At 67.9% G+C, this 11,790-nt stretch carries 8 protein-coding genes and 1 pseudogene; 1 reads left to right on the forward strand and 8 read right to left on the reverse strand.

The features are described from left to right. Positions 1-16: 16 nt before the first annotated feature. The gene (locus DM992_RS15330) at positions 17-1,288 is read right to left on the reverse strand and encodes a Zn-dependent hydrolase (RefSeq protein WP_111017427.1); all 1,272 of its coding nucleotides are present in this window, start codon (positions 1,286-1,288) and stop codon (positions 17-19) included. A 31-nt stretch (positions 1,289-1,319) separates the two neighbouring features. Further along, complete coding sequence (locus tag DM992_RS15335) at positions 1,320-2,630, reverse strand: MFS transporter (protein ID WP_111017428.1); 1,311 nt, start codon at positions 2,628-2,630, stop codon at positions 1,320-1,322. Between the two features lie 192 nt (positions 2,631-2,822). Here DM992_RS15335 and DM992_RS15340 point away from each other — a divergent pair, with 192 nt between their 5' ends. Continuing rightward, a complete protein-coding gene (locus DM992_RS15340; RefSeq protein WP_111017429.1) occupies positions 2,823-3,779 on the forward strand; it encodes a LysR family transcriptional regulator in 957 nt (318 codons plus the stop codon). A gap of 58 nt (positions 3,780-3,837) precedes the next feature. On the opposite strand, the pseudogene DM992_RS15345 reads toward DM992_RS15340, so the two are convergent. The 6 genes and pseudogenes from DM992_RS15345 to DM992_RS15370 all read right to left on the reverse strand — a co-directional run bounded on the left by DM992_RS15345 (position 3,838) and on the right by DM992_RS15370 (position 11,790). Next, positions 3,838-4,906 (reverse strand): annotated as a pseudogene (locus DM992_RS15345) (porin). Positions 4,907-5,070: 164 nt separating this feature from the next. Continuing rightward, positions 5,071-6,501, reverse strand: a complete 1,431-nt coding sequence (locus DM992_RS15350; protein ID WP_111017430.1) for a cytosine permease — start codon at positions 6,499-6,501, stop codon at positions 5,071-5,073. A 479-nt stretch (positions 6,502-6,980) separates the two neighbouring features. Beyond that, on the reverse strand, positions 6,981-7,610 hold the full coding sequence (locus DM992_RS15355; protein WP_111017954.1) for an NAD(P)H-binding protein: 630 nt from the start codon (positions 7,608-7,610) through the stop codon (positions 6,981-6,983). A 391-nt stretch (positions 7,611-8,001) separates the two neighbouring features. Next, positions 8,002-9,393 carry a dihydrolipoyl dehydrogenase gene (gene lpdA, locus DM992_RS15360; protein WP_111017431.1) on the reverse strand — a complete coding sequence of 464 codons (1,392 nt, stop codon included), beginning with the start codon at positions 9,391-9,393 and terminating at the stop codon, positions 8,002-8,004. 5 nt (positions 9,394-9,398) lie between these two features. Beyond that, positions 9,399-10,748: a dihydrolipoamide acetyltransferase family protein gene (locus tag DM992_RS15365; protein ID WP_111017432.1), complete on the reverse strand. Its 1,350-nt coding sequence runs from the start codon at positions 10,746-10,748 to the stop codon at positions 9,399-9,401. Between the two features lies 1 nt (position 10,749). Then, on the reverse strand, positions 10,750-11,790 hold the full coding sequence (locus DM992_RS15370) for an alpha-ketoacid dehydrogenase subunit beta (RefSeq protein ID WP_111017433.1): 1,041 nt from the start codon (positions 11,788-11,790) through the stop codon (positions 10,750-10,752).

Raw genomic sequence — 11,790 nt, forward strand, 5'->3', positions numbered from 1 at the left:
TCGTCGGTTCGCCGCGTCATGCATCGTGCGCGGTGGTCACCGCTTCGGCGCGTACGGCGACGCCGGCGCGCGCCAGCACCGCATGGAGCAGCACGTTCGTGCCGCGCGTCACGTCGTCGGGCAACGCATCCTCGGCTTCGTTGTGCGACAGGCCGTCGACGCACGGGATGAACACCATCGCGGTCGGGAAGCAGCGCGCGAGCAGGATCGCATCGTGGCCGGCGCCGCTGACGATGCGCTCGTTCGTGTAGCCGAACGCGGCCGCCGCCTGCGCGACCAGCTCGATGCAGTCGCGATCGAACGGCGTCGCCGCGCTGCGCCAGCAGGTATCGATCGCGACCTGCACGCCGCGCGCGGCGGCGACGCGCATGCACGCATCGCGCAGGTCGCGCTCCATCGCATCGACTTCAGCATCGTCGTGATCGCGCAGGTCGACCGTGAACGTCACGTCGCCGGCGATGGTGTTGCGCGACGCGTTGCGGATCCCGACCTGCCCGATCGTCGCGAGCCCGCGCGGCGCGTAGCCGGCGACGATCCGCTCGAGTTCGAGCGCGATCTGCGCGCTCGCGAAATACGCGTCCTTGCGATACGGCATCGGCGTCGTGCCCGCGTGCGAGGCGACGCCCGTTACCGTCACGTCGAGCCAGCGGATCGCCTGCCCGCCCGTGACGATGCCGATCGTCGTGCCGTTCGCCTCGAGCACGGGCCCCTGCTCGATATGGGCTTCGAAATACGCATCGACCGCGCCGCCCGTCGCGCGCGTGCCGCGATAGCCGCATGCATCGAGTGCCGCGCCGAGCGTGACGCCATCGGCGTCCTGCTTCGCCAGTGCGTCGGCGAGCGGCAACGCGCCGGTGAACACCGCCGAGCCGAGCATCGCCGGCGCGAAGCGCGCGCCTTCCTCATTGGTCCACGACACGATCTCCAGCGGCTTGTCGGTCGCGATGCCGGCATCGTTCAGCGTGCGCACGAGTTCGAGCGCGGCGAGCACGCCATATACGCCGTCGAAGCGGCCGCCTTCGGGCTGCGTATCGAGATGGCTGCCGACCAGCACCGGCGCGGCCCGCGCATCGGTGCCGTCACGCCGTGCAAACAGGTTGCCGGCTGCATCGACGCTCACCGTCATCCCAGCGTCGCGGCACCATTGCGCGAACAGGTCGCGGCCGCGGCGGTCGTCGTCGGTGAGCGCGAGGCGCCGCACGCCGCCGCGCGGCGTCGCGCCGACGCGCGCCATGTCGGCCAGGCTCCGCCACAGACGCGCGCCGTCGATTTCCAACAGGTTTTTCATTTGCATTCCGGATGAATTCGTTGGTAGAGGCTCAATGCGAACCGAGCGCTTCGGCAGCGGCCGGCTGCGCCGCCCGGCGCGCGTCGAGCGCGACGATGCAGAGCAGCGAAATGCCGGCAAGACACGTGTAGAACACCGCGAGCGGCCACCACTGACCCGTGAAGCGATGCGCGAGCCACGTGCCGACGAGCGGCGTCAGGCCGCCCGCGATCGCGCCGCAGATTTGATAAGCGAGCGAGATCGCCGAATAGCGCACGTGCGCGGGAAACACGTCGCTCACGAAGCCCGCGATCACCGAGTAGAAACCGGCCATGCACACGACCGCGAGCGCGATGCCTGCGACGAGCGACGCGGACGTGCCGCCCTGCACGAGCATGAACATCGGATACGGCGACAGCATCGCGAGCAGCGCCGCGAGCTTCAGGAAGCGCGCGCTACCGATCCGCTCGGCGATCCATGCGGCGACCGGCTGCGCGACGAACTGGATGATCGCGACCGCGAACAGGCTGTCGAGGATCAGCGAGCGCGATACGCCGACGTACTGCGTCGTGTACGCGATCATGAACGTGTTGGTGAAATAGACGCCCGCGATCCCGATCGTGTTCGCGCCGATGCACAGGGCCACGAGCCCCGACGCGGAACGGAACACTTCGGCGACCGGCAGCTTCACCGTGCGGTTCGCTTCCTTCACGCGTGCGAATTCCGGCGACTCGTTCACGCCGAGCCGGATCAGGATGCCGACCACGAGCAGCACCGCGCTCGCGAGAAACGGCAGGCGCCAGCCCCATGCGAGGAAGTCGGCCTTGTCCATCGACGTGACCGCGCGGAACGCGATCAGCGACAGGATCAGCCCGGCCGGGCTGCCGAGCTGCGCGAACGACGCGAAGAACGTGCGGCGCCCCTGCGGCGCGTGCTCGCCCGCCATCAGCACCGCGCCGCCCCATTCGCCGCCGACCGCAATCCCCTGCACGACGCGCAGCACGACGAGCAGCACCGGCGCGAGCATGCCGACCTTCGAATAGTCGGGCAGCAGCCCGACGCAGACGGTCGCGACGCCCATCATCATCAGCGTCGTCATCAGCGCCTTCTTGCGGCCGATGCGATCGCCGAGATGGCCGAAGATGACGCCGCCGAGCGGCCGCGCGAAGAAGCCGACCGCGAACGTCGCGAACGACGCCATCGTGCTGACGAACGGGTCGTGCGACGGGAAATAGAGTTCGCCGAACACGAGCGCGGCGGCGGTCGCGTAGATGTAGAAGTCGTACCACTCGATCATCGTGCCGATGAACGCGGCCGTCGCGGCGCGTCCCGGCTGGCGGGCGGAAGGAAGGGACTGGGTCATGCGGGCTCCTGATGCGCGCCGCGTTGCGGGCGACGCGCAATATCGTGGTGACGGCCGTCTGTCGCGGCCTCGCGCCGCACGCTGCGGCACCCCTCCTTTATCGGCGACCGCAAATCATTAGTCAAATTTCAAGTTATTATTCACTGTATAAATTCAATTTATGTTCGACCCGACGCCTCGCCCGGAGACCCGATGCGCCCCGACCTCGCCCCGTTCCTGAACGACCGTCTCGACTGGAACCTGCTGCGCACCTACCTGGTGATCATCCAGGAGCGCAGCGTGAGCCGCGCGGCCGCGCGCCTGCATGTGACGCAGCCGGCCGTGAGCCAGGCATTGCGGCGGCTCGAGGACACACTCGAGCGCCGGCTGATCGAGCGGCGCGGTGCGCACTTCGCGCCGACGCCGGCCGGTGAAGCCGTATACCGGATCGCAAGCGACATCTACGGCGGCATCTCGCGCCTCGAAACGGAAATCGACGACAGCACCGCCGACCTGACCGGTTCGATCCGGCTGCTGACGGTGAGTCGCATCGAATCGCCCGTCTACGACGAATTCCTCGCGGACTTCCATCGCGCGTATCCGCGCATCGACCTGCAGATCGAGGTGATGCGCTCGTCGGACATTCTTTCGTCGCTGCTGCAGAAGACGGCCACGGCCGGGCTCGGCCTGTGCCGCACGCCGCACGACAAGCTGGAGATGCGCTGCTTCCTGCGCCAGCGTTATGCGATCTACTGCGGCCGCCATCACCGGCTGTTCGGGCAGACGCAACTGCGGATGGACGATCTGCTCGCGGAGAATTTCGTGTCGTTCACGAGCGACCAGATCGGCGACAGCCTGTCGCCGCTCACCGTGTTCCGCGACCAGAAGGGCTTCACGGGGCGCATCGTCGCGTCGTCGCCGAGCCTCGAGGAAGTGCGGCGGCTGATCTTCGCGGGCTACGGGATCGGCTGCCTGCCCGAGCACATCGTGCGCGACGATATCGCGCAGCAGCGGCTGTGGCGGCTGCCGCCCGACGACGGGCTCGTCGATGTCGACGTATTCCTGCTGTGGCATCGCGAGCGCAAGATGAACGCGGCCGAGCACGCGTTCCTCGACGCGATGGAGCGCTGCATGCAGCGCTATTCGCTCGCGGAGCGGCTGGGGAAATAACGGCGCGAATGCGCCCCGGGAAAGCGCCGGGCGCACACGGCCCGGCGCGTCGACAACGTCAGAAGCGATGCACGATGCCGAGCTGCACGCCGCGCGCATTCGCGCCCGGATACGCGAGCGGCAGGCCGGGGTTCGCCGCGCCCGCGAGCGTGTAGCCGGCCTGGTTGCGGTTGCGCAGGTACGACAGCGCGCCGTAGAAGCTCGTGCGCTTCGACAGGTCGTACTCGTACATCAGCCCGAGCTGGTCCGCGTTGTTGCCCTGCGACGACTGGTCGTGCAGATACGCGTAACCGAGCGCGACATAGTTCGCCGGGTTGAACTGGTACTTGACCGACAGCCCGTACACGCGCGAACCGATCCCGAGGTCGGCCCACTTCACGCGGAGAAACCGCCGTACACGGTCGCCTTGCCGATCGCGTACGATGCGCCGGCCATGATCGTGCGATCGGTCGTGGTCGCCGTCGCGTTCTTCAGCTACTGGCCCGCGACGAACGCCGCGAACGGCCCGTGTTCGTAGGTCAGGTCGAACTGCCGGCTGGAGCCTGCCGAGCGCGCGCCGCCCGCATCGCCGAACCCGAAATACAGCCCGCCGTGGAAGCCTGCGATCTCCGGGCTCTGGTACGACAACGTATTGCTGGTGCGGAACGCGAACACGGTCAGGTTGTCCATGCCGGACGCGTGCGTGACGCCGCCGAACGCATCCTGGCCGCCCTGGTCGTTGAACAGCGGTGAATTCTGCCGGCCCGCGCGCACCTTGCCCCACTGCCCCGCGATGCCTACCCACGCCTGACGGTTGAACATGCTGCCCGAACTCGCAAGCGTGCCGTCGTTCGGGTTGAAGCCGTTTTCCAGCGCGAACTCGATTTTCTGCCCGCCGCCGATATCCTCGCCGCCCTTCAGCCCGAAGCGGCTGCCCCACTGGCCGCCCGAGTTGATCGCTGCCGTATAGCCGTTGCCCGTATTCACGTATTGCACGAATTCGTCGATCACGCCGTACAGCGTGACGCGTCCTGCGCGAACGCAGCCCCCGAGCCGCAAAGGCACGCGGCCGCGACCGTCATGCGAAGAACGGCATGCGGCGGCCGTACCGGGGAGGCGTTCCTGCGGCATTTCATTTGCTTAGTCATACTATTTATCTCACGAGAATGAAACGACGCCGGGCCCGGCAATCGTGCGCACCGGCGTCGCAAGACAAGAAAGATGATGGATTGCCCGGCGCAGGCCACGCCGGGCCCGGCTCGACGTGCCGCTCAGGCCGGCAGCCGGCCGGCACGATCCGCGAGACGCGTGGTCAGTGGTGAACTTCGCCGCGTTCGAGCGGCAGGATCAGGCGCTCGGGGATGCTGCGCCGCGACGCGCGTGCGCCGACGTAATACAGCACGGCCGGCACGATCAGGCCGAGGATCCACGAGATGTCGGTGCCGCCGAGCGCGTCGACGAGCGGCCCCGTGTAGATATGTGTCGACATGAACGGCAGCTGCACGAGGATGCCGACCACGTAGATCGTGATCGCCGTCGCATTCCAGCGGCCGTAGCGGCCATCCGGATCGGACAGCGCCGGCACGTCGTAGCGCGAGCGCGTGAAGCAGTAGTAGTCGACCAGGTTGATCGCGCTCCACGGTGTGAAGAACGCGAGCAGGAACAGGATGAACGCGGTGAATTCCTTCAGGAACGAATGGCGGCCCGCGAGCGCGATCAGCGTCGACACGCAGATCATCCCGAAGATATACACGAGGCGGCTCTTCGACGACACCGCACCCTTGCCGCGAAAGCCGCTGACGATCGTCGCCATCGACATGAAGCTGCCGTATGCGTTGAGCGCCGTCACCGTCACCTTGCCGAACGCGATGCTGAAGTACAGCAGCGCGGCCACGGCGCCCGTCGAGCCGAGACCGACGATATACGCCACTTCATGATGCGCGAACTGGCTGCCGGCCAGCGCGGCCGCGAACACGCCGAACACCATCGCCGCCTGCGCACCGATCACCGAGCCCAGGCCGACCGCGAGAAACGTCGCGACCGACGACGTCGAGCGCGGCAGGTAGCGCGAATAGTCGGCGACGTACGGGCCGAACGCGATCTGCCACGACGCCGACAGCGACATCGACAGCAGGAAGCTCGCAAGCGAGAAATGCCGGTTCGCGAGCAGCGCGCCGACGTCGTGGTTCGCGAACAGCTGCGAGAACATGTAGACGAACGCGACGATGCCGACCACGCTCGCGATCCGGCCGACGAAGTGGATCGCGCGATAGCCGAACACCGTCAGCACGACGATCACGGCCGCGAACAGCAGGATGCCGGCCGCGTCGTCGACGTGCAGCAGTTGCGCGACGGCCTGCCCGGCCAGCACCGAGCCGCTCGCGGAAAAGCCGATATACATCAGGCACACGAGCACGATCGGGATCATCGCGCCGTACACGCCGAACTGCACGCGGCTCGAGATCATCTGCGGCAGCCCGAGCTGCGGCCCTTGTGCGCCGTGCAGCGCCATCACCGCGCCGCCGACGAGCTGGCCGAGCAGCAACGCGACCAGCGACCAGAACACGTCGCCGCCGAGCACGACGGCGAGCGCACCCGTGACGATGGCCGTGATCTGCATGTTGGCCGACAGCCACAGCGTGAACTGGCTCAGCAGCCCGCCGTGGCGCTCGGCGTCGGGAATGAAGTCGATCGAGCGCACCTCGATCAGGCCGCCGGCTTTTCCACTGGGATTCGTTGACACGGGGGAAATCTCCACAATACTCAGGACCGCAAATGGTTTGAGAAAGACAGGAATCTGCGAGCCGCCCTTTCGGCTCTTCGGGGGCGGGGCGCCGTGGATCGCCGGCATGCGCCACGCACGCACGGTTTGCACGCTGGCGCGCAAGCGGCACGACGTGTGCCGACATTGCCAGCGGATGCTCTTGTATACACAACTTGCGAGATATCGGTGATTACCCGATATCCGTCGATTTTCGAAATTGTCCGAACGACCGGGACGTGTCCGACCGGTTTTTCGTAAGTTCGAAGTTTGAAAAATGAAAGGCATCGCGCTTGCCGGTCGAATTCCAGCTTGCGATGCCGAGGAACTGCGACGGCAGCGAAGCGCTCGATGCATTCACCGCGGCGCTCGCCGAACAGTTCGGCAGGCTCGACGGTCTCGCGGGCCCATAGCCGACGCGTGCCGCGCGGCGGCGCCGGCGGCTCACCGCCCGTTCGGGTTCAGACGAGCCGATCCGATGCGACGACCCGCACACCCGGCCGCGCATCGATCGCAGCGTCGACCAGCGCGCGCGCAATCCGCGACGCGGGATTCACGCGCCACTTCGCCGGCAACACGGGTCGGGCGACGTTCAACGCGAACACCAGCAGCCGCTCGCCGAGCCTGAATTCGTCGCGGCTGCCGCCGATCAGGCCCGGCCGCACGTAAGTGAGCGACGCGAACCCGACGCCGGCGAGCGCCTGTTCGACCTCGCCCTTGACGCGGTTGTAGAAGATGCGAGACGCCGGATCCGCGCCAAGTGCAGAATTCAGCACATAGGCCGGCGTGCCATGCCGGTGGGCGAGCTGCGCGACCGCGAGCGGATAGTCGTGATCGACGCGCCGGAATGCCGCCTGCGAGCCGGCGGCGCGCATCGTGGTGCCGAGCGTGCAGATCACCGCATCGGCCTGCCACCAGTCGGCCGCGTCGGGCAAACGATCGAAATCGACCTCCAGCGCGCGCATCTTCGGATGCGGCGACAACGGCCGGCGCGCAAGGACGACCACGTGATCGACCCGTGCATCGGCAAGCGCGACTTCGAGGACGTGGCGCCCGACGAGCCCGGTCGCGCCGACGAGCAGCAGTTTCATGTCCGGTTCTTCCGTGTGGAGCCGGCGTTGGCGGGCCGCGAGCGGCCCGGTTTCCCGGCTATCGACATGATGGTCTGCCAACCCGGCGCCGGCAACCGTCCCGCATCTCGGAAAATTACGGGCTGCGCTCGTTGCATACCTCGAATCGGCCGCGTCATGCTGCCGGCTTCGGGCCATCGCATCTCAGATCGCTAAGATCACGGTTATTAGATATTTGTGCGACGGGCGATATAAACCCATTCGCGGGCTTTTTTTGCGTCGCCCAAGCCGTGGGACCGATTCGGATTTGCTTCGACGCAGGAACCGGCACAGCTCGCAGCAAACGGCACGACAACCTGAAAGCCGCCGATGCGCGCGTTGCGCACCGGCGGCTCCGTTTCAGGACGACGCGTCAAACATGCAACGCATGCCCCAGCGCTCGCAATGCCGCCTCCGGCAGCGCTTCGCCCAGCGTCGGATGCGCATGAATCGTGCCGCCGATGTCTTCCAGCCGCGCCCCCATCTCCAGCGACTGCGAGAACGCCGCGGCCAGCTCCGACACGCCGCGCCCGACGGCCTGCCAGCCGACGATCAGGTGGTTGTCGCGCCGCGCGACGACGCGCACGAAACCTTCGGTTGCCTGCAGCGTCATAGCGCGCCCGTTCGCCGCGAACGGAAACGACGCGCTCAGACAATCGACGCCGGCCGCGCGGGCGTCGTCCGGCGACCAGCCGGCCGTCACGATCTCGGGATCCGTGAAGCACACGGCCGGGATCGAAGCCGGCACGAACTTGCGGCGCCGGCCGGCGATCAGCTCGGCGACCATCTCGCCCTGCGCCATCGCGCGATGTGCGAGCATCGGCTCGCCGGCGACGTCGCCGATCGCCCATACGTTGCGCATCGACGTCCGGCATTCGTCGTCGATCCACAGCGCCCGGCCGTTGCGATCGAGCGGCAGCGCTTCGAGCCCGAAGCCGTCGACGCGCGGCCAGCGGCCGACCGCGACCAGCACGCGATCGGCCGGCAGCGTCCGTTCGGCGCCGTCGGCCGCCTGCACGCGCACCGCGCCGTGCTCCGCGAGCCCGAGCACCTTGTGGCCGAGCCACAGCCCGACGCCGAGCCGCGCGAGCGAATCGGCAACCGGCCTCGCGAGCTCGGCATCGTACGCAGGCAACACGCGCTCCGCCGCTTCGACGACGCTGACGTCGACACCGAGCTTGCGATAGACGATCCCGAGTTCGAGCCCGATATACCCGGCCCCGACGACGACCAGCCGCTTCGGCAACGTCGTGGGCGACAGCGCCTCGGTGGACGACACGACATGCCCGCCGAACGGCATCGACGGCAGTTCGACCGGCTCGGAGCCGGTCGCGAGCAACAGGTGTTCGCAACCGATCCGCGCCGTGTGGCCGCCGGCGACGACGTCGACCGTCTTGCCGTCGACCACGCGCGCGTCGCCGTGCAGCACGCGCACGCCGTTCTTCTTGAGCAGCGCGCCGACGCCGCGCGTCAGCCGGTCGACGATGCCGTCCTTCCACGCGACGCTTTGCGCGATGTCGATCTCGGGCGTGCGCACGCGGATCCCGAGCGCCCCTTCGCCGGCCTGGCCGCAAGCCTGTTCGAACGCGTCGGCCACGTGGATCAGCGCCTTCGACGGAATGCAGCCGATATTCAGGCAGGTGCCGCCGAGCCGGTCGCGCTCGACCAGCACGGTCGGAATGCCGAGCTGGCCGGCGCGGATCGCGGCGACGTAGCCGCCCGGGCCGCCGCCGATCACGAGCAGCGTGGTGTGTTCGTTTTTCATTACGCTCACTCCACGAACAGCAGTGCCGGGCGTTCGAGCACCCCGCGCACGGCCTGGATGAACTCGGCCGCGTCCGCGCCGTCGACGACGCGATGGTCGAACGACGACGACAGGTTCATCATCTTGCGCGCGACGACCGCGCCGTCGCGGATCATCGGCCGCTCGACGATCCGGTTCACGCCGACGATGCCGACTTCGGGATGATTGATGACCGGCGTCGACACGATGCCGCCGAGCGCGCCGAGGCTCGAGATCGTGATCGTCGAGCCGCTCAACTCGTCGCGCTGCGCGCGGTTCGCGCGCACCGCATCGGCGAGCCGCGCGATTTCAGCGGAAATCGACCACACGTCACGCGCTTCCGCATGACGCAGCACGGGTACCGTGAGGCCCGCATCCGTCTGCGTCGCGACACCCATGTGCACCGCGCCGTAGCGCGTGACGACGCCCGCTTCGTCGTCGAAGCGCGCGTTGATCTGCGGGAAATCGCGCAGCGCGATCACCATCGCGCGGATCAGCAGCGGCAGCGGCGTGAGCCGGCCGCGCGTATCGCCGTAGCGGCGGTTCAGGTCCGCGCGCAACGATTCGAGCTCGGTGACGTCGATTTCCTCGACGTAGCTGAAGTGCGGAATGCGGCGCTTCGCCTCCTGCATCTTGCGCGCGATCGCGCGCCGCAGGCCGATCAACGGCACTTCGGTTTCGTCGTTGCGTTCGTCGTAGCCATGCGCTTGCGACGCACGCGCCGCAGCGCCGCTCGTCTTCGCATAAGCATCTAGGTCCGCGTGCAGGATTCGCCCGGCTTCACCCGTGCCGCGCACATAGCGCAGCTCGATGCCCATGTCCCACGCACGCTGACGCACGGCCGGCGACGCGAGCGGCCGTTCGCCCGGTGCGAGCGCCGCGCGCGGCTGCGCCGCAGGTTCGGCACGGTCCGCACGACGCGGCTCCGCGGGGGCGCGGTTCGCCGCACGATCCGGCGCCGCAATGGCCGCAGGCGCTGCCGCCGGCGCGTCGGCCACCGGCACCGGCTTTGCCGCCGCTGTCGTTTGAACCGGCGCCGCGTCCGCCTTCGCCTTCGCATCCGGCGCGGGCGCACCCTGCTTCAGATTGCCGTCGCCTTCGACCTCGAGGCGAATCAGCTCGCTGCCGACCGCCATCATCTCGCCGATCCGGCCGCCGAGCTCCAGCACCTTGCCCGACACCGGCGACGGAATCTCGACCGCCGCCTTGTCGGTCATCACGTCGGCGAGAGGCTGGTCTTCCGCGATCGTCTGTCCGACTTCCACATGCCAGGCCACCAGCTCGACCTCGGCGATCCCTTCGCCGATGTCCGGCATCTTGATGACATGAATCCCCATTTCACGCCTCCATCACGCGTCGCAACGCTTCGCCGACCCGGGCCGGGCCCGGAAAGTACGCCCATTCCTGCGCATGCGGATACGGCGTGTCCCAGCCCGTCGTGCGCTCGACCGGCGCCTCCAGGTGGTAGAAGCAATGTTCCTGAACCAGCGACACCAGTTCCGCGCCGTAGCCGCAGGTGCGCGTCGCCTCGTGCACGACGACGCAGCGCCCGGTCTTGCGCACCGACGCGACGACCGTGTCGAGGTCGAGCGGCCACAGCGTGCGCAGGTCGATCACCTCCGCGTCGATGCCCGTCTCCTCGGCCGCGGCGAGCGACACGTGCACCGTCGTGCCGTACGTCAGCACCGTCACGTCGTTGCCGGGCCGAACCACGGCGGCCGTATCGAGCGGCACCGTGTAGTAGCCCTCGGGCACGGCGCTCGCCGGATGCTTGAGCCACGACGTGACGGGCCGTTCGTGGTGGCCGTCGAACGGTCCGTTGTACAGCCGTTTCGGCTCGAGGAAGATCACCGGATCGTCGTTCTCGATCGACGCGATCAGCAGCCCTTTCGCGTCGTACGGATTCGACGGCATCACCGTGCGCAGCCCGCACACCTGCGTGAACATCGCCTCCGGGCTCTGGCTGTGCGTCTGGCCGCCGTAGATACCGCCGCCGCACGGCATCCGGATCGTCATCGGCGCGGTGAACTGGCCGGCCGAGCGATAGCGCAGCCGCGCGCCTTCCGACACGATCTGGTCGGATGCCGGGTAGAAATAGTCGGCGAACTGGATCTCGCACACCGGGCGCAGCCCGTACGCGCCCATCCCCACCGCCACGCCGACGATCCCGCCTTCCGAGATCGGCGTATCGAACACGCGCGACTTGCCGTATTTGTTCTGCAGTCCTTCGGTACAGCGAAACACGCCGCCGAAATAACCGACGTCCTGCCCGAACACGACCACGTCGCCGTCGCGCCCGAGCATCACGTCCATCGCGGAGCGCAGCGCCTGGATCATCGTCATCGGCTGCGTCGCCGTGCCTGTCTCGAGTTGCGCCAT

The sequence above is a fragment of the Burkholderia sp. JP2-270 genome, assembly GCF_003233675.1.
Lineage (GTDB): Bacteria > Pseudomonadota > Gammaproteobacteria > Burkholderiales > Burkholderiaceae > Burkholderia > Burkholderia pyrrocinia_C.